General features: G+C 42.1%; 25 protein-coding genes. 16 read left to right on the plus strand and 9 right to left on the minus strand.

The features are described from left to right. The first annotated feature begins 556 nt into the window (after nucleotides 1–556). Nucleotides 557–3,259 carry a bifunctional acetaldehyde-CoA/alcohol dehydrogenase gene (gene adhE / locus R7E00_RS05745; RefSeq protein ID WP_005380731.1) on the plus strand — a complete coding sequence of 901 codons (2,703 nt, stop codon included), beginning with the start codon at nucleotides 557–559 and terminating at the stop codon, nucleotides 3,257–3,259. 143 nt (nucleotides 3,260–3,402) lie between these two features. On the opposite strand, the gene R7E00_RS05750 is transcribed toward adhE, so the two are convergent. From R7E00_RS05750 to sodB, 3 genes are all read right to left on the minus strand, one after another. Then, nucleotides 3,403–4,146: an SDR family oxidoreductase gene (locus R7E00_RS05750; RefSeq protein WP_005380732.1), complete on the minus strand. Its 744-nt coding sequence runs from the start codon at nucleotides 4,144–4,146 to the stop codon at nucleotides 3,403–3,405. 134 nt (nucleotides 4,147–4,280) lie between these two features. Next, nucleotides 4,281–4,784, minus strand: a complete 504-nt coding sequence (locus tag R7E00_RS05755) for a VC2046/SO_2500 family protein (RefSeq protein WP_033907342.1) — start codon at nucleotides 4,782–4,784, stop codon at nucleotides 4,281–4,283. 154 nt (nucleotides 4,785–4,938) lie between these two features. Continuing rightward, entirely contained in the window at nucleotides 4,939–5,523 is a 585-nt protein-coding gene (gene sodB, locus R7E00_RS05760; protein ID WP_005396533.1) for a superoxide dismutase [Fe], read from the minus strand. Between the two features lie 285 nt (nucleotides 5,524–5,808). On the opposite strand from sodB, the gene R7E00_RS05765 reads away from it, so the two are divergent. Then, on the plus strand, nucleotides 5,809–6,144 hold the full coding sequence (locus tag R7E00_RS05765; RefSeq protein WP_017635833.1) for a Grx4 family monothiol glutaredoxin: 336 nt from the start codon (nucleotides 5,809–5,811) through the stop codon (nucleotides 6,142–6,144). A gap of 236 nt (nucleotides 6,145–6,380) precedes the next feature. On the opposite strand, the gene R7E00_RS05770 is transcribed toward R7E00_RS05765, so the two are convergent. Next, the gene (locus tag R7E00_RS05770) at nucleotides 6,381–7,403 is read right to left on the minus strand and encodes a tyrosine-type recombinase/integrase (RefSeq protein WP_318124405.1); all 1,023 of its coding nucleotides are present in this window, start codon (nucleotides 7,401–7,403) and stop codon (nucleotides 6,381–6,383) included. 182 nt (nucleotides 7,404–7,585) lie between these two features. Here R7E00_RS05770 and R7E00_RS05775 point away from each other — a divergent pair, with 182 nt between their 5' ends. From R7E00_RS05775 to R7E00_RS05785, 3 genes are read left to right on the plus strand one after another with little or no spacing between them, the layout of a single operon-like run. After that, nucleotides 7,586–8,767 carry a DNA cytosine methyltransferase gene (locus tag R7E00_RS05775; protein WP_318124406.1) on the plus strand — a complete coding sequence of 394 codons (1,182 nt, stop codon included), beginning with the start codon at nucleotides 7,586–7,588 and terminating at the stop codon, nucleotides 8,765–8,767. Between the two features lie 60 nt (nucleotides 8,768–8,827). Continuing rightward, the gene (locus R7E00_RS05780; RefSeq protein WP_318124407.1) at nucleotides 8,828–11,851 is read left to right on the plus strand and encodes an ATP-binding protein; all 3,024 of its coding nucleotides are present in this window, start codon (nucleotides 8,828–8,830) and stop codon (nucleotides 11,849–11,851) included. After that, on the plus strand, nucleotides 11,848–13,527 hold the full coding sequence (locus R7E00_RS05785) for a response regulator receiver domain (protein WP_318124408.1): 1,680 nt from the start codon (nucleotides 11,848–11,850) through the stop codon (nucleotides 13,525–13,527). Before R7E00_RS05780 ends, R7E00_RS05785 begins: the two co-directional genes overlap by 4 nt. A gap of 23 nt (nucleotides 13,528–13,550) precedes the next feature. Here the strand turns inward: R7E00_RS05785 and R7E00_RS05790 are convergent, their stop codons facing one another. Further along, nucleotides 13,551–14,246 carry an HNH endonuclease gene (locus R7E00_RS05790; RefSeq protein ID WP_318124409.1) on the minus strand — a complete coding sequence of 232 codons (696 nt, stop codon included), beginning with the start codon at nucleotides 14,244–14,246 and terminating at the stop codon, nucleotides 13,551–13,553. Then, complete coding sequence (locus R7E00_RS05795) at nucleotides 14,247–14,909, minus strand: helix-turn-helix domain-containing protein (protein WP_318124410.1); 663 nt, start codon at nucleotides 14,907–14,909, stop codon at nucleotides 14,247–14,249. Nucleotides 14,910–15,062: 153 nt separating this feature from the next. On the opposite strand from R7E00_RS05795, the gene R7E00_RS05800 reads away from it, so the two are divergent. From R7E00_RS05800 to R7E00_RS05845, 10 genes are all read left to right on the plus strand, one after another. Further along, nucleotides 15,063–15,275, plus strand: coding sequence for a hypothetical protein (locus R7E00_RS05800; protein WP_017821157.1), 213 nt, complete (start codon nucleotides 15,063–15,065; stop codon nucleotides 15,273–15,275). 110 nt (nucleotides 15,276–15,385) lie between these two features. Continuing rightward, the gene (locus R7E00_RS05805) at nucleotides 15,386–15,925 is read left to right on the plus strand and encodes a phage regulatory CII family protein (protein ID WP_104971994.1); all 540 of its coding nucleotides are present in this window, start codon (nucleotides 15,386–15,388) and stop codon (nucleotides 15,923–15,925) included. Between the two features lie 9 nt (nucleotides 15,926–15,934). After that, the gene (locus R7E00_RS05810; RefSeq protein WP_140337505.1) at nucleotides 15,935–16,270 is read left to right on the plus strand and encodes a hypothetical protein; all 336 of its coding nucleotides are present in this window, start codon (nucleotides 15,935–15,937) and stop codon (nucleotides 16,268–16,270) included. 63 nt (nucleotides 16,271–16,333) lie between these two features. Then, complete coding sequence (locus R7E00_RS05815) at nucleotides 16,334–16,621, plus strand: hypothetical protein (protein WP_133280134.1); 288 nt, start codon at nucleotides 16,334–16,336, stop codon at nucleotides 16,619–16,621. Then, entirely contained in the window at nucleotides 16,618–16,839 is a 222-nt protein-coding gene (locus R7E00_RS05820; protein WP_318124411.1) for a hypothetical protein, read from the plus strand. Before R7E00_RS05815 ends, R7E00_RS05820 begins: the two co-directional genes overlap by 4 nt. Continuing rightward, a complete protein-coding gene (locus R7E00_RS05825) occupies nucleotides 16,821–17,048 on the plus strand; it encodes a hypothetical protein (RefSeq protein WP_318124412.1) in 228 nt (75 codons plus the stop codon). The genes R7E00_RS05820 and R7E00_RS05825 overlap by 19 nt, the downstream gene beginning before the upstream one ends. Before the next feature lie 222 nt (nucleotides 17,049–17,270). Continuing rightward, nucleotides 17,271–19,358: a hypothetical protein gene (locus tag R7E00_RS05830; RefSeq protein WP_318124413.1), complete on the plus strand. Its 2,088-nt coding sequence runs from the start codon at nucleotides 17,271–17,273 to the stop codon at nucleotides 19,356–19,358. Nucleotides 19,359–19,542: 184 nt separating this feature from the next. Then, complete coding sequence (locus R7E00_RS05835) at nucleotides 19,543–20,274, plus strand: AHH domain-containing protein (protein WP_086484683.1); 732 nt, start codon at nucleotides 19,543–19,545, stop codon at nucleotides 20,272–20,274. Next, a complete protein-coding gene (locus R7E00_RS05840) occupies nucleotides 20,271–20,849 on the plus strand; it encodes a hypothetical protein (protein ID WP_309303542.1) in 579 nt (192 codons plus the stop codon). Before R7E00_RS05835 ends, R7E00_RS05840 begins: the two co-directional genes overlap by 4 nt. Nucleotides 20,850–21,015: 166 nt before the next feature. Then, complete coding sequence (locus tag R7E00_RS05845) at nucleotides 21,016–21,318, plus strand: hypothetical protein (RefSeq protein WP_133280138.1); 303 nt, start codon at nucleotides 21,016–21,018, stop codon at nucleotides 21,316–21,318. Between the two features lie 3 nt (nucleotides 21,319–21,321). On the opposite strand, the gene R7E00_RS05850 is transcribed toward R7E00_RS05845, so the two are convergent. Next, a complete protein-coding gene (locus R7E00_RS05850) occupies nucleotides 21,322–21,738 on the minus strand; it encodes a hypothetical protein (protein WP_133280139.1) in 417 nt (138 codons plus the stop codon). Beyond that, nucleotides 21,728–22,519: a hypothetical protein gene (locus tag R7E00_RS05855; protein WP_140305231.1), complete on the minus strand. Its 792-nt coding sequence runs from the start codon at nucleotides 22,517–22,519 to the stop codon at nucleotides 21,728–21,730. The genes R7E00_RS05850 and R7E00_RS05855 overlap by 11 nt, the downstream gene beginning before the upstream one ends. A 405-nt stretch (nucleotides 22,520–22,924) precedes the next feature. On the opposite strand from R7E00_RS05855, the gene R7E00_RS05860 reads away from it, so the two are divergent. Then, nucleotides 22,925–23,152, plus strand: a complete 228-nt coding sequence (locus R7E00_RS05860; protein WP_373272015.1) for a hypothetical protein — start codon at nucleotides 22,925–22,927, stop codon at nucleotides 23,150–23,152. 1 nt (nucleotide 23,153) lies between these two features. Here R7E00_RS05860 and R7E00_RS05865 read toward each other — a convergent pair whose 3' ends face one another. Then, nucleotides 23,154–23,405 carry an ogr/Delta-like zinc finger family protein gene (locus R7E00_RS05865; protein ID WP_079765352.1) on the minus strand — a complete coding sequence of 84 codons (252 nt, stop codon included), beginning with the start codon at nucleotides 23,403–23,405 and terminating at the stop codon, nucleotides 23,154–23,156. Nucleotides 23,406–23,440 lie beyond the last annotated feature (35 nt).

Below are 23,440 nucleotides of genomic sequence, written 5' to 3' on the forward strand. Positions count from 1 at the left end.
ACTAACGCATTCCCTGCCATTTAAGTGAGAAAAACTAATTCTTTAATAAACTGTATCTAATCTGGAAAGGAAATGTTACGTATAAAGTTGCTGATAAATTGCGCTGTTTTACATAAACGTTAACATTCGCACATTTTTGATAAAAACCAAGGTGGTTTGTAGAGAGATGTATTCGGTTCGATATACTCTCAGTAGCACAAAGAATTGGGCCTACATGTAATTTTGTTGGTTAAAAATGAAACTTTTTTACAGGTTGTTGTAGTTTCTTTTATTTATTTGTCCATTTGCTTCTTTTTTACTCAATAAAAAATGAAAGTTAATTTATTTGTTTATCAGTGATTTATGTCATTTTGGTGTGATGAGGCACCACTTTGGTAGTATTTAGGTGGTGAGAACTGATCCAAGTCAATTTTTTTCACACTCTGAAATATTATACTCAGTCCTGAAAGCAATTTACTAAGACGTTTGTTTTCTAAGTGACTGATAAACAGTAAAAACGATAAGTAATAGCCTTAGTAAAAAGTTTTTAATATTTGTTAATTTTAGGAGATTCCCTATGCCTGTAACTAATATGGCTGAACTAGATGCAATGGTTGCTCGCGTTAAGAAAGCGCAAGAAGAGTTCGCTACTTACTCTCAAGAGCAAGTAGATAAAATCTTTCGTGCAGCATCGCTTGCAGCTAACCAGGCCCGTATCCCGCTAGCTCAACAAGCGGTAGAAGAATCTGGTATGGGTATTGTTGAAGATAAAGTAATCAAGAACCACTTCGCTTCTGAGTTTATCTACAACAAATACAAAGACGAACAAACGTGTGGCATCTTAGAAGAGGATGACAACCTAGGTACTATGACTATCGCTGAGCCTGTAGGCATCATCTGCGGTATCGTACCAACGACTAACCCAACTTCTACAGCGATCTTCAAATCTCTAATCTCTTTGAAGACTCGTAACGGTATCATCTTCTCACCACACCCACGTGCGAAAAACTCAACTAACGATGCAGCTAAACTCGTTCTAGATGCAGCAGTAGCAGCAGGCGCACCAAAAGACATCATCGGTTGGATCGACCAGCCTTCTGTTGAGCTTTCAAACGCTCTAATGAAACACGATGACATCGCGCTTATCCTTGCAACTGGTGGTCCAGGCATGGTTAAAGCAGCATACTCTTCTGGTAAGCCAGCAATCGGTGTAGGTGCAGGTAACGTTCCTGTTGTTATCGATGAAACAGCAGACATCAAACGTGCTGTTGCTTCTATCCTTATGTCCAAGACTTTCGACAACGGTGTAGTATGTGCTTCTGAGCAGGCGGCAATCGTAGTTGATGAAGTATACGACGAAGTGAAAGAGCGTTTTGCTTCTCACAAAGCTTATGTCCTAAGCAAAGCAGAAGCTGATAAAGTTCGTAAAGTGCTTCTTATCGATGGCGCGCTAAACGCGAAAATCGTAGGTCAGCCAGCAGCAGCAATCGCTGAAATGGCAGGCGTTAAAGTTCCAGCAGACACTAAAGTTCTTGTTGGTGAAGGTCTGGGCAAAGTATCTCACGATGACGCATTCGCTCACGAGAAACTATCTCCAACTCTAGGTCTATTCCGTGCTGACAACTTCGAAGACGCGGTTGCTCAAGCGGTAACTATGGTTGAGATTGGTGGTATCGGCCACACATCTGGTCTTTACACTAACCAAGATACTAACGCTGATCGTATCCGTTACTTCGGTGACAAGATGAAGACAGCTCGTATCCTAATCAACATCCCGACTACTCACGGCGGTATCGGTGACTTGTACAACTTCAACGTTGCGCCATCTCTAACGCTAGGTTGTGGTTCTTGGGGTGGTAACTCTATCTCTGAGAACGTAGGTCCTAAACACCTAATCAACAAGAAAACTGTAGCGAAGCGAGCTGAAAACATGTTGTGGCATAAACTACCTAAGTCAATCTACTTCCGTCGTGGTAGCCTTCCAATCGCACTGGGCGACCTAGAAGGTAAGAAACGTGCATTCCTAGTAACTGACCGTTTCCTATTCAACAACGGTTACGCAGATGACGTAGTAAGCCTACTAAAAGCTCAAGGCATGGAAGTTCAAACATTCTTCGATGTTGAAGCTGACCCAACACTGTCTGTAGTAGAAAAAGGTGCGGCTCAAATGGCTAGCTACCAACCTGACGTTATCCTAGCGCTAGGCGGTGGTTCACCAATGGATGCAGCGAAAATCATGTGGGTAATGTACGAGCACCCAGAAACTCACTTTGAAGAACTAGCAATGCGCTTTATGGACATCCGTAAACGTATCTACAAGTTCCCTAAAATGGGTAAAAAAGCTGAGCTTGTATGTATCACTACAACTTCAGGTACTGGTTCAGAAGTTACTCCATTCGCGGTTGTTACTGACGACAAGACTGGTGCGAAATACCCACTAGCTGACTACGAAATCACGCCAAACATGGCAATCGTTGATGCGAACCTAGTAATGAACATGCCTAAGTCTCTAACAGCATTTGGTGGTTACGATGCCGTAACTCACGCTCTAGAAGCTTACGTTTCTGTTCTTGCTAACGAATACTCAGATGGCCAAGCTCTTCAAGCACTTAAGATGCTAAAAGAGTACCTACCATCAAGCTATGCGAACGGTGCAAATGACCCAATCGCTCGTGAGAAAGTACACAACGCAGCTACTATCGCTGGTGTTGCATTTGCGAACGCATTCCTAGGTGTTTGTCACTCAATGGCTCACAAACTGGGTGCTGAGTTCCACTTGCCACATGGCCTAGCTAACGCACTACTTATCTCTAACGTGGTACGTTACAACGCGAACGACAATCCAACTAAACAAACTGCGTTCTCTCAATACGACCGTCCACAAGCACGTCGTCGTTACGCTGAAGTTGCTGACCACCTAGGCCTAAGCCAAGAAGGTGACCGTACTGCTCAGAAGATTGAACGTCTACTAGCATGGTTGGATGAACTAAAAGTTAACCTAGACATCCCAATGTCTATCCAAGCGGCAGGTGTTGCTGAATCAGATTTCGTAGCGAAACTGGATGAGCTAGCGGTAGAAGCGTTCGATGACCAATGTACTGGTGCGAACCCACGTTACCCTCTAATCAGCGAACTTAAAGATGTGTTGATGGCTTCTTACTACGGTAAAGCATTTGTTGAAGGCGAAACTTTCGAAGGTACAACTGTTATCAAGAAGAAAGCAGACCAAGAAGCAGCAAAAGCAGCACCTAAAGCAAAGAAAGAAAAAGCTGACGCGTAATTAAAAAATCGAGTGAGCAAGGTTTTCGCTAGCACGGAACCTTAATCGGGAAAAGGTTAAAGCCCCAGTCAAATGACTGGGGCTTTTTTTATTTTGGTGCAGGAGTTACATCTGGCTCGGGAAAACAGAGTTGCTGTGTATGCTTACACTTCGGTCGCAACTACTCGGCCACTGAAGTATTCATTCGCGACGATGTATGCTGTGTTGCGGACTAGTTCGTCTTGGATCTCAGCCCAGTGCCTCTCGTTGAGCTCTTCTTTTGTATGATTTACCGAGGGAATAACGCCGCCCACTCGAATGTTGAATGGTGTGAGTTCTTTTGCCCAGCTGTGAGTAAAACCGGACACCAACGCCGCCATGCTTTCAACTCCCGTAAAGTCTTCATGGTTGTCATGAGAAATGACATTAACAATGACGCCTTTCTTGTTTCTGGCTCGAAAGCGCTCTGCTCCTACTTGGCCGTAGGTATAAAGGAAGCGTGCCGCAGACGACAAGTGATCAATGTAAGTACTCATTGGTTCTGGCGCCATTAAGCCAGGCATAGGGGAGCTGGTCCAGCAATTAACAATCACATCTGGTGTCGCACGTAGCTGTGATTCTATCTGGTCAAACAATAAGTTAATGGACGTTGTGTTATCACTACACACATTCATCGCATACACTTTGTCAGTGAAAGCGCTGATTTGCTCATAGCTCGCTCTCAAAGCGCTAGAATTTTGGTCACAAAGAATCAACGTTGCTCCAAGGTGAGCAAAGTGATTTGCACAGGTTCTTCCTATAACCGAACCTGCAGACGTGACGAGAATAATTGATTCTTTGATATCCATAGCACCTTCACTGTATCCATATGTGAAAAACAATACACCAGTGGTTTGTGCTAATAGCATGGTTGAAATTCGTTGGGTTCAGTGTGAAAGGCTTCAAACTAACGCTTTCGAGTGAGGACTATTGTGCGGTAATTTGTAAGATGTCACATTTCTGACGTGTAGGTATTGCAAGCTATTGGATAAAAAGCGGATCTCTATGCTTTAGCTTGAATTTGATGCTGACGTTGAGCCGTCACTAGCTGATTATATAGCCCAGCATCTGGGATCAGTTGTTTGTTGCGTTCGCCCAATCTGCGTCGCTCATGACCAGATAGGTTGTGATAAACCTCCTCTGGTAGGTTGAATGTGTCTTCAGGCAGGTAAGTCAGCGCATCTGGTTTTAGGTAATGGCTCAGCTTTGCGGAAGGCAATCCTGCATCGTGAAACTGTTTCGCTTGTTCAGCTGCGAGTTCATAGCTGCTGCTATCAGAACGAAGAGCTTGAGGTTGCGATAAACCCAATTGTTGGCGAAGAATACTGTCACTGGTGATGACTTCCTGGACCTCTTCAACTGGGACCACATCGCGAACATCATTAGAGAACATAGACAGAATCAGCGAGAAATCCGCACGACGACCTTCGTGTACGGCATGGTTAATACCATTACCGAACTGAAGTTCGTTGATAATTGCAGCTTTGTCTAACGTATGAATTTGCATGATGTTCCTCGCTCGATGCTCTTTTAACGGCGTGGATAAGAAAAACTTTAGTAAAAGAGGGAATTATTTAAAGGTGCTAGGGAAGGCGAAACAAAAAAGCCCGCTAAATAGCGGGCTTTTGAATAAGACTAAATTGAACTTAGGGGGAAGTATATTACTTCGCTAGGTTCTCAGCTACGAAGTCCCAGTTTACTAGAGCCCAGAAGCCGTTCATGTAATCAGGACGTACGTTGCGGTAATCGATGTAGTACGCGTGTTCCCATAGGTCAACAGTTAGAAGTGGTGTTGTACCTTCTTCTGTTAGAGGAGTAGCAGCGTTAGAAGTGTTAACGATCTCTAGAGAGCCGTCAGCTTTCTTAACCAGCCAAGTCCATGAAGAACCGAAGTTGTTGATTGCTGAATCAGTAAACTTCGCTTTGAATTCTTCAAAAGAACCGAATGCTGCGTTGATTGCGTCTGCAACTGCGCCAGTTGGCTCGCCGCCCGCATTTGGAGCAAGACAGTGCCAGTAGAACGTGTGGTTCCAGATTTGCGCTGCGTTGTTGAATACGCCACCAGTAGAAGTCTTGATGATCTCTTCTAGAGTTTTGCCTTCGAACTCAGTACCAGGGATAAGACCGTTAAGCTTAACAACGTAAGTGTTGTGGTGCTTACCGTGGTGGTAGTCTAGAGTCTCTGCTGAGATGTGTGGTTCTAGTGCGTCTTTCGCGTAAGGAAGAGCTGGTAGTTCAAATGCCATTACTCGATTCTCCATTGATTTGAAAGGATGACCTTTCGATTGCTTCCAGTGTTTTTTTATAGCTATGTCGCCTTTAAGGCTGACTTGCTAAGTATTTTAGCAAGTTTTTACTTTATTAAAACCCCGATATGAAAATATTTTAAGAGGTTAGCAGTGGTGAAGTGCTGCATTGCTCGCCAATGAGCAACCTAAAATTAAGCCTTATTAATTATATGGTTTTTATTCTGTCGTTATTGAGTAGAATGTGGCAAATAAATAAAGTTCAAACCCATGAATGAGGAAGCGATGGAAACTATCGACAAAATCAAACAGCAGATCTCTGAAAACTCAATCCTGCTGTACATGAAAGGATCACCGAAACTACCTAGCTGTGGTTTCTCTTCTCAAGCGTCACAGGCACTAATGGCATGTGGTGAGAAGTTCGCTTACGTAGACATTCTGCAAAACCCAGATATCCGTGCTGAGTTACCAAAGTACGCGCAATGGCCAACTTTCCCTCAACTATGGGTTGAAGGTGAGCTTATCGGCGGTTGTGACATTATTCTAGAAATGTTCCAAAAAGGTGAACTGCAGCCTCTAATCAAAGAAGCAGCAGCGCGCGCTGAAGATCAAGCTGAGTAATTCGTAAATACTCACATTTAGCGATAGAATACGAAGGAGCCGTACTGGCTCCTTTTTCTTTTTAGGTTAGTGGAATGAACATAAAGCTTTATTATATCCCGCAACCTTGCCGAACCTCTCCAATCGTCGCTATCTCTTGCTATATATAGAGTGTAAGGAACACGTCAATCCGACGGTGACTTATGAATAACGAAGAAAGCAGACCTATGCCGCCATTTTGTCGCCATGAGTGGCGGCTAGATACTAATATTTGTTAGTGGGTTAAAACGTACGGCATCACTCAGGTGGTTTGGTGAAAAGTGCGCATAGATCATCGTGTGATCGATGTGTTGATGGCCCAGGATTTCTTTCAACACCAGAATGTTGCCGCCATTGGTCATAAAGTGGCTCGCGAAAGTATGACGTAAGACGTGAGTCGCTTGACCTTCCGGTAAATGGGGTAGTGCTTTAATTAGCCACTTATATGCCACGCCGTAACCGCAAGTGAAAAGCCGGTCATTGGTTGGCTTATAAATTTGGTTATACAACTCTTCAGAAATCGGTACTGTTCTGTTGCGCTTACCTTTGGTGTTGTTGTAGGTAATACGGTATTTAGTTAGGTTAGAACCCTTCAGATAAATCGCTTCTCTGATACGTGCGCCAGTCGCTAAGCAAACTTTATATATCCTCGTTAACTCATCGCCAAGAGGGCTTTCCTGTGCCACCTCGAACAGGTGTCGAATTTCTTGTTCGGTCAAGAACGCAAGTTCGGACTCAGGCTTTTTGATTGCCTCAATACCGCTAACCGGATTTGGTAGCTTCCACTCACCAAGCTTTATTAACTTGTTGAACATCGCTTTTAGCAATCCAAAGTCCACATTGTTAGATGCAATAGAAAGTTCTTTGTGTTCTTGGCCACGCCCCTTGTTCATGCGGGCTGCTCGGTAAGTCGCGAGGTGTTTCGAGTTTAGTTGAGCTGCGATCGGATCGCTTAAGTCTTCAACCATATTCTCTAAGCGTAGACGAGTATGTTCGCCAGATTTTAGGTTCTTTCCGTGGAGCGTGTACCAAAGTTCCACCAAGTTAGATAATCGACGGTGATCGGGTTTACTCCCTAGCCACGGCTTGTCATCCACTTCTTTCATCAAGTGGAGTTCAAAAGCAGCGGCTTCACCTTTGGTGGCGAAGAGTTTACGAACACGTTTCCCTGCTCGACCCTGTGGGTAACACTCACATAACCAGGGTTTCTTGCTTCCATCTTTTAAGTTGCGGATTGACATAGTAAGTAGTATTTTGGCTGTATATAAATACAGTTTAACCAATGAGATATGAACATCAATCTTCAGAAGTATAATGAATTTGGAAAACTAGTTTGATTTGTAATCTATCATGCTAACCAATAATGGTAATTTACAAGTAAGTCTGTAGAATATGCCGGCTAAGTTTTTTATGAGTGGTTTGAATGACAATTAAAGCGATAGATTTATTTGCTGGCGCCGGTGGTTTTACACTTGCTGCACTTAATGCAGGGGTAGACGTGCTTGCAGCTATCGAGTTTGATAAGGCGGCTGCTCACACATATAAAGAAAACTTTATCAACGCTCGCAATAAAAAAATTGACTTACGTGCCGGAAAAGACTTTGGTGATATCAACAATGTAGATCCTTTAGAGCTAAGAGAGAGCTTAAATCTAAAGAAGGGGGAATTAGATTTGATATTGGGTGGCCCTCCATGCCAAGGCTTCTCTACTCATCGTATCAAAGGTGCTGGTGTTAACGACCCTCGTAATGCTCTACTGCTTAGATATTTTGAGTTTGTTAATGAATTCAATCCCAAAGCTTTCTTAGTTGAGAATGTCGCAGGCTTGCTGTGGGAGCGCCATAAAGACTTTTTAGATAAGTTTATCTCTCTCGCTGAAGATGCAGGTTATATCATCAAGTTCTGTGGCATTGTGAACGCCAGAGATTATGGAGTACCACAGAATAGAAAGCGTGTCTTTATCTATGGATTGCGCCAAGATTTAGATAGATATGATGAGTATATTTTCCCTCCTGAGCCAACTCATTTTTCTGAAGCTAGTGGGAAGCGCCCTCTATGGAAAACTGCATCTAGTGTTTTCGAAAAAATTCCTAAAGACTTATACGAACAGTATTGGGAAGAGTATTTTAAGAATAAAACGAAGTACTCATATGAGCAAACGATGAAGCTTCTTAGCTCTCTTACATCTGGCACAAAGGTTGAAGAAGATGATCCATGTAATGTTCACATGCAGCCTACTGCTAAGATGATGGAGCGGTTTTCAGATACTCCCCTTAATGGTGGTCGCGAAGATGCTGGAGAAAAGCACCGACTAAAATGTCATTCTGGTGAGTACAAAGGTCATAAAGACGTTTATGGGCGTATTTTAATCCATCTGCCAAGCAATACTATCACCACTGGCTGTAATAACCCTTCAAAAGGCCGTTTTGTTCATCCTTGGCTTAATCATGGTATTACGCTGAGACATGCGGCGAGGTTACAATCGTTTCCTGACGAGTTTAATTTTTATGGAAGCTCAACCGAAAAAGCTCGGCAAATCGGCAATGCAGTACCACCGTTACTTGGTAAAGTACTGATAAGTGATATATGCAGTAGATTGAATTAAATAAAGTGCCTACAATGTTAGGCACTTTTTTATGTCTAAGATATTGAGATTGGGTTACAAATGGCTCAAATGAATGTAAGCGCTAGGGCTGTCGACATGCTCGGAAGGCAGCAAATAGCGGGTATCCCAACAGCTATACATGAGTTATTCAAAAATGCTCATGATGCATATGCCACCCACGCAGAAATCGACTACTTCCAAGATCAGAACCTCGTTACCCTCAGAGATGACGGTATTGGGATGACCGAGGAAGACTTTAACAAGAAGTGGCTGACCATCGGTACTTCAAGTAAGTTTGGGGTTAATAGAAAATCTGATTACATTCCTGAAGGAATGTCCGAGCGCAAGCTCATGGGCGAAAAAGGCATCGGACGACTGGCCATTGCTTCCATAGGGCGACAAGTGCTCGTGCTTAGTCGAGCAGAACGTGAAGACGGTATGCATGATATGGTCGTGGCACTTATCCATTGGAGTCAATTTGAAATTCCCGATATTGGGATTTCGGAAATTGTCATTCCTACTCGCACGTTTCCTGAAGGAAAACTACCGTCTTCGCAAGATATACAGTCGATGGCCAATGAACTAGTTGGACACTTAAAAAGCCTCGGTGACGCTATTCCGCCTTCATATTTAGATCTAATCGAAGAAGACATTAAGCTATTTTCTTTTTCTCCTGATGTGTTGTTTAAGAACCTACAAAAAAAATCGCAAAGTACTTGGGAAGAAGGACAAAGAGAAGGGGATTCAGATACTTCTCTTCCCATACTTGATGGTCTTGGACGAGGCACACACTTCATCATCATGCCTTGTGATGAAACTTTGGCTCTAGATGTCAAGCCAAACGACAAAGGGACCACAGAACTTCAGAAAATTCTAGTAGGCTTTTCTAACACTTTGTCATCAGACCAAACTGAAGTATTGAAAACTAAATTTCGTTTGCATCAAGGAAATGCAGACCCGTCGGAGTTGATTGAGAAAGGCTTTTTTTCCAAAGAAGATGCTCATGATGGAGACCACTTCATCCAAGGTGAGTTTGACGAGTTTGGTCAGTTTAAAGGCACAGTGTCAGTATATAAAGGTGAGCCTCAAGAGCATATCATCAACTGGAACGAAAGTTATGGCTCAAAAACTAGGTGTGGTCCATTTAAAATTAAGTTTACCTATATTCAAGGTGAGGCAGCGGAAAGCTTTGTGCCTTCTGATGCTTATTTAGAAATCAAAAACAAAGTCGAGAAGTATGGTGGACTCTACCTTTATAAGGACGGTATCCGCGTACTTCCCTATGGTAAACCAGAATTCGATTTTTTGCGCTTTGAAGAAAGAAGAACTAAGCGAGCTTCAGATAACTTCTTCTCCTATCGGTTGATGTTTGGAGTGATAGAAATTGATCACGATATCAATTCACGTCTTATAGAAAAAGCGGGCCGTGAGGGCTTAATAGAAAATATAGCCTACCAAGAGTTCAAGAATATTCTGGTTAACTTTTTTGTGCAGCTCGCAAAAGACTTCTTTAGAGATAACTCGGTAAATGACAGATTTGCTGTAATTAAAAATGAGTTTAAAGAGGTAGCGAAAGCTGAAAAAGATGCACTAGAAAAACGGAAAAAACAGGTTGCTTATAAAAAGGAACTATTTAACAGGGAGATTGATGAGTTTTTCGAACGGCTCTCCGACGGATTCTACTTATCTGAAGCAGAAGCTATAAATTCTTTTGTAAGTTCGGAGCTAAAAAAATCATCTGATATTTGGGATGATAAAAAGAAATATCATTTCATTTCATCTCTTCGATCCACTGTTTCCTCAAAATGGAAAGAACTCGATAAACTGATAAAAGTCACTAAGCCAAACATTGGTCTTAGTAAGGCTGCGAAAAAAGATTGGGAGTCATATCTCAAAAACAGAGTGAAGCTTAACGAAGATGTAATTGAACCAACCAAAAAAGAAGTCGATGCTTTAATTACTGGGTATATATCTACGAATGGGTTAACGTTTTCTGTCCGTGAACGTGTAAACGAACTCGTAGAGGAAGAAAAAAAATCTCTCACCAAAGCAATTTCCAACTATCGAAGTGAGCTTAAAGGTGATGTAAGCAAAATAGATTTGGTAGTGAAAGAAAAAGCAAGAGCAAAGTCTAACGAATATACGCAAGCTTTAGCTGAAGTAATGACAGCGATAAACTCGACAGCCATAGATACTTACAGTCCTGAAGAGTCTATGGCGATGATATCGAGCTGGGAACATAAGCTTGAGGAGATTAATAACCAGACTGAAAGTTACTTCACCAAGTTGCGCGAGACAGTTGAGTTTGTTCTAAACGATATTAAAGACGACGGGTCAAACTCTGTTGATATCCTTACCGCTTTAGAAAATGAAAATGAGCAAGTAAAAGAGTCGTTAAATCAATACTATGAATTTGCCCAACTTGGTATGTCCCTAGGCATTATTCAGCATGAATTTAGTAGTACGGCTCGAAATGTTAGGAACTCTATACGTTCGCTTAAACCATGGGCTGACAAAAACCCTAAATTAGGTGGATTGTACAAAAATATTAGCCATAGCTTTGAACACTTAGATGGCTATTTAAAAATGTTTACTCCATTAAATCGTCGTTTATACCGCAGCAAGATTGACCTGTCAGGTAAAGAAATAGACAACTATCTAAGAGATATTTTTGATGAGCGATTAAAGCGCCATAATATTGAGTTACTCTCTACTAAAGAGTTTATCGTTAAAACAACTCGCGTATTTCCATCATCATTTTTGCCAGTATTCATTAACGTTGTAGATAACGCTATTTATTGGTTAAACACTCAGACTGAAAGCGAAAATCAAGAAAAATTAATTAAGTTAGATGTTAAAAACGACCAGTTGCTAATAAGCAACAACGGTCCTGCGATAGCGTTGATAGACAGAGACCGAATATTTGATTTTACTTTCTCTAGAAAGTCCGATGGTCGCGGTATGGGCTTATTTATTAGTAAAGAATCTCTTAATCATGAGGGATTTGATATCCAGTTAGCTAGTGGAGGTGCAGATGACTCTCCATGTTTTGTTATTAGTGAAAGAAATATGGAGCAAGGATGATGTCTGCATTTGAAGAACATTGTAGGGGTATCGTTAGTGAATATGTTCAAACTGTTTTAATTATAGACGATGGGGCGGGTTTAAATCGCACGAACATGGATGTCGGGACAGTTGAAGAACCTGAGGACTTCAATAACCCAATGGCTGCCGAAGTTGAACTTGAACATGAGTTTGAGGACGATATTGTTGATGAGCCTGAAGAAGTTACTCATGGGCTTAACACGTTAGATTTAACAAGCGCATTCTATGATTTGGGACTTGTCGCGGGAATATTTCAACCTAAGATCGTAGAGGGTGAGCAACCAGAAGAGTTTGCGCTTAAAGCTGAAAAAGTAGTAGCTACAGCGGATATCGTCATTTTAGATTGGATGCTTGTTGATCATGATTCAAGGTATAGTAAGGCTATTGTTAAGCAAATATTAAGTCAAGATATACAATCCGGAGGCAGACTAAGAACAATAGTCATTTACACAGGAGAGTCAAACCTTCATCAAATGCGAGATGAGCTATGGACTTACCTCGAAGACACTAGTTTAAAAAGAGATGCTGACTATACCATCAGTACAGAACATTTAAATATAGTCTTTTATAACAAAGATATAGCTTTGAATGCTCTTAGACCTGTTTCTGAAAAACAATTACCTCAAAAAGCTTTGGGAGAATTTGCTGTTCTTGTTGATGGGTTGGTTCCCGCTTTTGCGATGAAAGCCGCAACTACCGTTAGACAAAATACTGGGGCACTGTTAGCGAGGTTTGATTCTAATTTGGATGCCGGATACCTAGCTCATCGTTCACTGCTACCAAATCCGGAGGACTCTGAAGTATTAATGCTTGAGAATTATGCCTCGTACTTGAGAAATATTTTGGCTTTAGCTCAAGTTGACCGACAAACTCTTGGGTATCAGAAAGTTAAGGATTGGGTTGAAGATAAATACTCTTCTTGTCACAAGAAAGCTAAGATTAGTGGTGATAATGATGAAGAAATAACCTTTAGTAAAACAAATTTTTTAGAGTCATTCGAGCACGGATTTACAGTAAGCAAAAGCGGTTTGTTTAAAGCGATTCAGAGCCAGACCAGTAACTCTAGAGCTAAATTGATTGTGAAAAGTATATCCAACCTTGAAAATATTGTTGGTGCGTTTGGTTTAGAAGAAGGTGCAACTCGGTTGTCATCTCAAGCTTTATCTGCTTTAACTGCGTTTCGACGCACATATAAAGATAAGAGAGTAGGCTTTCCCTACTTGACGCAAGGTACTTTGATTAAATCTGTAGATCGAGAACAGTACTTTCTATGTGTTATGCCTAAATGTGATACTGCTAGGGTTAGGAACAAGCGGAATTTTTTGTTTGCTAAATTGACTATAAACAACGGTGAATATGATCTAATAGCTCCTGATATATCTCAGGAAGAATCATACGTTCATCTGAAAACCAATTTAAAGTTTTATCAACTAGAAGATATAGAATTTGATGCTAAAGGCTTAGCTAAAGTTGAAGCCTCCGAAGATGATGGCTCGGTCATATTTGAATCCGTGCAAGGCGAAAAATATTATTGGATTGGTGACTTAGAAGACTTAGACATACAAAATAAAGTGTCTTGTATAGTTGGTGACTTCAACCGAATTGGTGTAGATGAAGTAGAATGGGTCAGAAGGCGAAAATCTAGGCAAAATTAGTGCAAGTTATGTAAAGAAAGCGGCTATAAGCCGCTTTCTTTATCTTCAATCTTTGCTAATAAGTTCTTTGTGAGATCTTGACGGCCTTTGCCACTATGTAGCTTTCTGTGGCAGTTTGGACAAACGCCAGCACAGTTTTCTGGTTTGTCTTCTCCGTTATCTACCAGCCTAATTAAGTGGTGAACTTCTAAGAAGGGCTTACCTTCATCCGTTTCAAAAGGGGCTGGTTCGTTACAGCATTCACAGGTACCATTTGCACGTCTAAGAACCCAGGCTTTAACTTTTGCATCTCTTGTATATGTAGTGGTTTGGGTTATCGACGTAGAAGGCCGAGCATTTCCTTCCGGCTTTTCCATGCTTTTACTCTCACTAGTATCACGCACTTCAGCTTCAAAGACTGCTTTGCCCTCAAAGGGGGTGTTCTCTATGTCCGCGATAAGTTGTTCAATAAGCTTAACCTGCTGAGCGGTGATATTACGCTTAGGTTTTAAGCCCGTAACCCAAGTGCGATCTAGAAGTTCGAAAACATAAGAGATGTTTTGCATTCGAAACTCATATGCTTTTGCACCTCTATTGTATTTTTGGCTGAGGTCTCTGTAGATTTGTGCTTTGTTGAACTTAATGCCAGCCCGTTCATTAGTAAGCATCTGCAAGTACCCACTGACAGAGTCTTTCATTTCTTCATCTGACCACAGGGAGTTATTGGAGTTCTTCTCCACCTATTTCTTCTCCAGCGTCACAGCTACGCGGCCAATTACTTTTATATCTTCGTCTGATACTTCAACCGTCGAGTTACCAAATACGATTGCTAATTTGTTGGGTAATCGTTGAATATGGTTGATAGACATACGCCCATTCATATCAATCAAATACTCGCCACTCACTGCATCGTTCTGTTTTTTATCTACCAGAAAGCGGCCGTCGTTTGTCTCGATTTCAATGACGTTGCTCACTTCTAAATCCCAAGAGTTAAATATGCGTTGTGCATATGGAATTTCTCCAGTTGGCACAATTTGACCGTTTGTGAGGCAGAAGCTCTTAATCGCTACGACGGCTAGCTGAGGGTTCTGTAACTCTGGACTAGATGAAGTCACCTCTGCTTCAGGCGCTTTTTGATTACCCCAAAAAGAGTGGTGTAGTTCGGTCTCAGGATAGTCGTTGGGAAGAATCAGCTCTTTAACCGGGATGCCCGTACGTAAATGAGTTCTTACAACCAGTTCGTGTGAGTTTCTGTTGTGTGAGTTCCAAGTGCTAAAAGTGGTTTTAGGTACACCATATATCTTCGCCAGTTCTCCAAGAGAATTTACGCCATTGATTTCTTTTAGTTTGTCAGTGAATGCCTCGCCTTTGATGTAATCAAAAATAGCCAATTCTGCACTCATAATCGTTCACCATTATGTGATTGATTTCAATTCTGTACGAAAATGCGTTGACCGTACGAAAAATCGGATCAATACTAAGCTTGTTTTCGGATGTTTCGCCGACCAAAGCAAGAGACAACCGAAGAAGATAGACATAAATACAAGGATATCACCATGTTAACGTACAAGATACCTCCACTAAGTCCATATGTGACTTACGAAGAATACTCACGCCTTACTGGTTTACCTATGGGGACCATCAAACAATACGTGACTGAAGGTCGCGTCATCATCAAGCCAAAAGACAAACGCCGCGATAAACCACTGATTAACATGGTTGCCATGCATGAAATGGCGGCTCGTGAAGCCATTGCAGCGTTGGGTTAAGTCATGAGCTTTTCCTTTCTTATTCCAACCAAAACGCACAGTCCAATATGGCTAAATGTGTTCGCGTTGGTTGTCATTCTCGTACCGCCTTTCATGTAAGAGTGTGGAGCATGGACGCAAATATCGCTATGTGCGGATTCCGCGAACGCAAACAGCAATCTTTTAACGCTGCATGCTGCGACTTCGCTATCAATCATAATATGGAAAAGCTGGCTCCACGCATCGGCCTAACTGGGAGAATGCTGCGTAACAAGCTAAATCCAGAACAGCCTCACAAACTGGACCCAGTGGATTTGGCATTGCTGAGTAAAGAATCCGGCGATTACACCATTGTGAACACACTCTTTGCTGACCTAGGTGTCGTGACGGTTCAGTTACCTCAAGACGGCGAAGAGAAGAACCTTTTAGAGCGCACGTTACTTAACAACCAATATTCAGGTGAGCTGTCTAGCGATGCAATGCACATGTGCAGCGCAGACCGTTTACCTCGCAGTCAAAAGCGCAAAACCATTGCCAAAGTTCAAGCGGCCATCGGCAACTTGGTTTTGTTCGTCAACGATTTAGAAAACCGCACCACTGGCTTTCAGCCACTCATGCAAATGGGCACAGATTTCCTAGCCAACGGTGCGCCACTTCCAGGCTTAGCCTAAGGAGAACCAATGAGTCAGCTAGCTATTCAACAAGAACACCAAAAGCAAATACCCAATGCCAGCGAGAGCATTGCCGCTTGTAAAGCCTTGTTCAATGGTTCCGCGACACGCGGCAAGTTGAAAAAATTGTGGGACGCTATGCCACCACGTTTTCGCGGTATGGTTTTAGTCGCCGGTGATCTGAAAGCATCGGAGCATGTGCGAGAGTTTGAAAGCTTTAATGATTTGGAGCTTCAAAAAATCCGTAACGGCATGCAACAGATTAAAGAAATCGCGACGTTGTTCGATCGCAATCTTGGTGACGTTCGACGCCTCAAGCATTACCAACTCAGTAGTACGCATTAATTCTCCAAGCCTTTGCCCCTGTAACAGGGGGCTTTTTTTCGTCTTAGCGTAGGAGCATAAAAGATGAATCTAAATGAAGTTGCAAACAAACTCGCTATCCAAACAACCATCAATAGTCTGTTCGCTTTGGCGTTGGATAGCTCAGGCGTCATCAGTATTCGTATCGAGTACTCATCAAAAATGAGCCTTCTCAACGTGATTGTGTTCGACGAAAACACAACGAATCACGCTCACAACGTTGTGTTGGTTGATAAAGAGCGTGCGCTTGAAGAGCTACTGAACATTGAAGATTACCTGATTGAACGCATTGCTGTTCGCCGTGATCAAATTGAATCGGAGGATGCAGCATGAGGAATAATTCGAGTGAAGCCAACCAGTTAATTAAAATGTTGAAAGACCGATTGGAAGAGTGTTGTGACTGCATCGAAGCTGGCTATGAGATTACGCGTTCTGCTGGATACACGACTATCGATGCAGAGTTAACGGTGGAAGGCGGGCGCTCTTTTATTGATGAGGCAAGTCGCTACTTAGAAGAACAGGAGTACGAGTCATGCAATACGCCGCAATAATGCTTTGTCCAGCTGGCGGTGTTATCCGTCATGAAGACACTCAAGAAGTTGCCAATGTAACGGTTGGCGACTTCGACTCGCTAGACCAAGCGATCGAACAAGCGTGTGTATCCCTCAGTTGCATTCATTTAACCAAAGGCGTTTTGAGAAAAGGCAATGGGAAAGGCGGCTTTATGTTGGTAACGACCCAAGAACTGGAGGCGGTATGAAAAATAAAAGGATCACTTCAGTTAGTGTCGGTGATGATGTCATTCAAATTTTGGAAGGACGAACAAAGACATATGAAAAGTGTGCTATTGCATATTTTGCTGGGCCGGAAGGATGGGGCATAACTATGACTATTCGACTCGAAGAGGTCGAAGTTTTTCTGAAGTCTCCTGATACACAGACACTATTCGTTAAGTTTTCGAAAGAAAAATTAGGGATAGAGCATGAATCAGTCTGACCTTCTCTATATCGGTGGGGCAGTGATGCCCCTGGACCGAATCAAAAATAATGACGCCAGCTATAATGCTGGTTTTTTAGGTTCCAAAATTTACTCAGACCAAGAACAAGCGCTTCTGGATAGCAGAATGGTCAAAAAAATAGCGATATATGACCGCGTTCCCAATCGAAAGTCTAAGCGTGAGCGAGATCTTCAAGAGCGAACTGACTTCTATAAATCTGTAAATTACCTCTCGGAACACGACCGCGAAGCGGCGGCGAGAACCGCCGAAGAGTATAGGCTAGTCAAAGGGCGCAAAAGTCCGACAGAGAAATTTCGCCACAGAAAAGACAAGCAAATTAAGCAGTTGATGAGTCTGAGCAAGTCTCTACGCCCTAAAAGTATCATCAGCAATGCCGACGCCAACTTTAGCCATGATGCTTTGTATGAAACGAACGAGCGCTCCAAACCTGCCATTCTCAATCAGAATGGAAAACGAGGACAAGGCGAACCTAAAAAGATTCCTATTTCAATGCAGCTAATGCACCGGTCTTGGAATGAAACTTATAAGTTTCAGGCGGTAACCGAAACGCCATCTAGTGCTGCGCCTTCGGAAAATAGTGGTAAGAGGTTCTCGGAAAAGCTGACGTCCCGTTCAGTTTCTAGAATCTTTGAGGCAGGGGCTTACACCGCAGCTTGCCATGGTGGTTTCTCTACTTTTCTCACACTGACTTTCACCAAGGCACAACGAATGGCCATATTCGGTGGAATGTTGGATGGAAGTGAGTGTGTCAGCATGGGGGCGCATCATCCAATAATCTATAAGCGCAACATGGTGACAGTACATCCTAAGCGTGGTGAAAAGAAAGTTGACCAACCAATCACGGATATTGGTGGAGAATACTGGCTGTTTCCAACCTTAGATAGTAAGCGTGTTAAAGCTATGAACCAGGGCAGTGTCATAGCCGGGCCGTATTGCGATCTTAAACAAAAGCCCAAGCAAGAGTTCTCGATGGAAAAAACCTTAGAGACAACGATAGGTAAAGAAGTCTCTCGTTTTCTTGATGGCGCAAAGAAAATGTATCAACGCGGCTGGGTTGCGGATCATACCATCCAAGTTGACAAAGATAGTGGACGAAAGTATTGCAGCTTATCCCAGGAGAAAGTTGCTAAACATGCTCAACCCAGCGATATTGGCCCGACTAACTTGCCTGCTGATTTCCATTACATATGGGTAGCCGAGTGTCCAGCCAATGAAGATGGAGAGCCTAATCCACACGTTCATATTTTGCTACGTTGGACAGTACCAGAGCATCTCTTTAGTCCTTGGGCTAAGCGACTTGAAAAGATATGGGGGCACGGGTTTGCGAAATTAGAGCGAATCAAAAAGCCAAAAGCCGCCGGTTCTTACATTATCAAAGCAGTCGGTTATGCCGCTAAAGGTGAAAATGCTGACCAAGGGCTAATCAAGGGAAATCGATACAATATCGCGAAGTGCTCAAGAGCTCCTGCCTGGGAAACTCTTGCTTCGTTTGAAGCTGGCAATATGACCGCAATAATTAAGGAGTTGGGATACAAACTTGAGCAATGGAAAAAGCCAATCAAGCGGCAAATCCGTAAGCTACGAAATGCCAAAGAGCAAACCATCAAGGCCAAAGCGATCGCCAAAAAGCAGCAGAAATCTGAGGAATATCAGAACAAGCTTTATCAGAGAATCATCCGTTTGGAAAAGCAGGCCGAAAAGCTGAGTCAGAACTTGCATAGCAGGGGAGTGCACGTGAATACGAGCAATCGCTTCTGCATTACGTTTGAAGGAGAACTGGCTAAGGATAAAGTAGACAAGTTTATGGTTTGGGCTGCTGGTGCAAGAGGGTGGTCATTGAATTGTAGAGATCTGGACCTGAGCGATATAAAACAAGACGCGAGCCACTTCTATCAATCTGAATATCAGCGATTTAAAGAGAATCAGTCCTATTGGCAATCACTATTACATGAACCTGTACCACATATGGAAGTTGATGAAAGTGAGCTTTCTTATTGGTATAGCATTACGGCAGATTATCTCGAAGGGCGGCTTTTTCCAATATTGACTTAGTCCAGTTTGTGTCGTCATAAGAACTTAAAGGTTAGAGTAGTGAACCGCTATTTCTTAAAGTTGATTTAAAGTGCTATTTCTTGCATAAAAATCTGAGCTGTAGGCCACATAAAGGCTATTGATTATTTGCTCGTCAGTTATGTGAATGTTATCCAACGGCTTTGTTTGTTCGAGGGATACGAGTATGAAGCATAATTTGAGTATAGTTGGACGAAAAACGAATCGTCCTAGTAATCCAACTGCAGCTGAGTTGGCCTTAGATCGTTTTGATGCGTTAGTCGACGATTTCTATAGCAAGTATCGTGTGGCTCCACCTGCGGGTGAAACTGAACAGCAAAGAGCAAAACGATTGCAGTTTGAAGCACAAGACTTGAGGTTTTTGAAAAAAATGAGGATTGAACTCATTGCTCATGCTCGAGTTGAAGATATGCAATCTAAGTTGCAATCATACTCCGCAGAAAACTTAAAAAAAAATGCGAAAGAGTTGTTCGTTGAAAAGCATCATCCGACGACGAAACTAGCTAATAACCTAACCGCTGCAGGAGAGCCTAAACCAACTAAAAACCATGAGCCTCACCATATCATTCCTGGCTCGGGAAGGTTTAGAAAAGCAGAAATGAGAGCCGCAAGATTAAATTTGCACATGCATAAAATTGGCATTAATGCGCCCGTAAATGGTGTTTGGTTAACAAATTATGCAAAACATACGGACTTTAACTGGGAAGCACCTAAGTCTCCGGCTCACCGTTCGATCCATACATTTAATTATGAAACTTGGATTAGTTCCAAATTTTCGAAGGGTATTCCGAGTAAACAGCACTTTGAGGCTAACTTACTTCGGGTCAAAATGGAGTTAAAGAGTGGCACCTACCCTAAAGAGGTCTTGGAAGCTAAGAATGAAGTTTGGAAAGGATGATGACGGTTTATAAAATTACAGATGATTTAACTAAGTTTCAGTCGGTATGTTCTGGCCCAGATGAAATAGCTACCCAGTTGGGGGATTTCGCCTATTTTGAGAGAATCTTATTGCAGGCTGTTGAAAATAAATCTCTGAAAGATATTTGGAAGCCTGCGGAGGTCGAGTTTGAAGATGTATTAACCGATAACTCTGTATTGCCTGATATTAGCTTATGGTTACGAACATATCTTGTTTTATCTCCGAGGGCATATGAAGCTCTAAATAGTTGCTTATCTGAAAGCGGGGATTTTTTACCTGTCAACTATCAAGATGAACAATGGTATTTATATACATCGCTGACTTTTGGAAAAGAAGATAGACAAAAGTGTGTAGAGAGGATCTCATATGGAAGCCCTGATGGGTTAGAGGTTCTTGCATTCATTGATGATGATGTGAAAGATAAAGTGATCTTTAAATCAAGATTAGAAGGGGCTAGCAACTTATATTGTACAGAGAGGCTCAAGGCTATGTGTGAACAAAACCAGCTTAATGGGCTCGTATTCTCTTCTAATCTGACAGATCCATTTAGTTAACGAATGACTTGATTTTAAACAGCCCTTCCGCAAAGAAAGCAGAGCGAGAGCTCTGCTTATATTTAATATTAGAAACCTAGGGTTTAATTCTCGGAGTTCTGTCAATAATTGTAAGGAGTATCACGAGGTACCGGTAAGCGATCAGCTAACCAGAATTTTAGCCCCTGTGAATAGTCGGGCGAATAATCCGCCGAATATTGATGAACCGGCACTGGCAGCACTGTTAAAAGGCAGCAGTTTACGCATTGATAATGAGACTAGTATCCAAATCCGCGCAGCGGAGATCTATGAGTACCGCAACGCTCGTCCAGCTCAGCTGGTTGAAGTTACCCGCACACCTGCAGAAAACAATAGCTGGATGAATTTTGAAGATTGGGACCAGGCATTAGTCCAACCAGAACAGCAAGAGTATCAACAACCAGACCCGTTATTCTTCCCAGAGATGGAAGATGATTGGCCGTTGATGTGATACTTAAGGATTAGTTCCAGTAGATGTTGAGTTATCTTGTACGAGTAGGTCACATCGCTGGAGACATCTTTCAGCGGTACTAATAGAATCTTGCGCACTTTCTAGATCAGGAGCATCAGAAAGTTCATAATCAGCTACTTGTCTTCGATCTCGTTCTTGTTTCAGCATATAAGCGAGCCCTTTTAAAGAGTTAAAGGGAAGGCTTTCATCATTTGCTGCATCTGTTTGAAGATAGTGTATTAGTGAACCGTGATAGCCTTTATTGGGATACAATATTTGTTCGTGATCCAGAATAGATAGCACTTTATGGTACATACCGTAGTAACAGCGACTTATGCATGAGCGTATATTAATTTCGTTTTGCTCTAACGCCATAAGTTCCTTGGCTTGCTCAAAAAAGTCTTCTGCTTTAACCGGCATATGCTTCTCTCATTTTGATCATTGTTCCTCGCACTGACTCAAATCTAGCGACTAAAGGTAACGTATCCAAATTGGCTTCAATGATTTTTTCACCTAAATCCCAGTTTAAATCCGCAGTTAGAACCTCTTGAGATTCAATCTCAACAAAATAAACAAGACTGATGTAATCCCCCTCATGCGAAATAGACATGCGGCATTTATTAAGAATTAGGTGTGGATTCTGCTCGACTATTTGCGCTGCAAACTCACTTACGCTACCAAAGGTTTCTAGTGGAATCTGAAGTGTATTATGACCATGGTCCATGATTTCTTTCATACATAATAACCTGTTATACATACCTTCGTACGCCTCAATGAAATTACATTTCTTAAGAACGTCGAATAGAGTCGAACAGATATGATAATTTGGTAAGCAATCGACGATTAACTCGTAGGCATAAATCAAGCCTGATTGCTCCACATTATCAACAGTATCTAACGCTAAACTCAGCAGTGTTTTAGGAAAACCATTAATAGCTAAGGTCGTAAGGGAGTTGTTGAATGTTGCTGGGTGTTCAAAAACCTCCAAGCACTCTAAGCAGAGAGATTTGGCTTTTTCTTTATCGCCAGATGCAGTGTAGATTAAAGCAAGAATAGAAAGAGATTGCTCATACGAGGGCAATTCTTTTGCTGCTTTTACAAAACGAGCTTTTGCCATTTCGTTCAATGGGGTGTCAGTAGTAATGTATTCTAATACATCAGCCAACAAGCCGTTCGCTTTGGTCTCTGCTGCAATATGCAAATTTAGCCACCTAGTACATTGAAATATATAAGGTCAGAGAAACTGACAAGATGAATGGATTTATCTTGTCGTGTTTTTAACCGATTTGAGTGCGCCAATACTACTAGAGCCTATTAACATGAGCAACAAGTACGATGTCAAATTATGCCCTATGTCGACAATACTCAGCCGTTATCAGCTACTATCGAACTCTTAAGCGTCTAGCAAGTATAGACTATTCTCGAGTTAGTCAATCAGTCACGAAATTTTAGATTTGCGTCCATATATTAGGTAGTTGCAGCCTGCTCAGATTGTCCCAGACATGGCTAAACAAAATTCGTAATGAGTGAATCATGCCCAAAAATCACTGTAGAATCCTGTATGTATATACAGTATATTTCAATGGTAATTAGTAAGGGTGTTGATATGTCGAATGAAAATCAAAACGATATCATGTTGTCTGCTTTAGAAATCGTCATTGATGGTGTAGCAAATAGTGAGGCGACAGAGCGAACTCGAGCGGCAGGTGCATACATAGCAGGCTTAATACTGGCGGATGCGAAAGGGCAGTTGGACTCCAAAAAACAAAAAGCCATCTTGAGTATTATCGAGATGGCTTGCGAAACGGAGAGTACTGCTTTTATGTCGAAGTAATTTATAACATAGATAGTTGGTGTTTGAGCTGTTGCCGTGCCTCTGGCGGCAACGCCTTACACAAGTTGAATGCCAGTTGGCTTGTCGTTTTTGCCGATGGGCTCAACGTATGGCTATAAGACAAATTCATCACAAAGGTATGTCCACATTCCGGGTCACTGCAGCTGCAATACAAATCTGAATGACTGTTGGTTAAGCGGTTGGATTTTTGGATACGGCTTTTGCTTCCACACTCCGGGCACAACACTCTCATATAAAACACCTGGCTTATTGACTGACTTAATAATC

Source organism: Vibrio sp. Vb1755 (genome assembly GCF_033338635.1).
Classification (GTDB): Bacteria; Pseudomonadota; Gammaproteobacteria; order Enterobacterales; family Vibrionaceae; genus Vibrio; species Vibrio alginolyticus.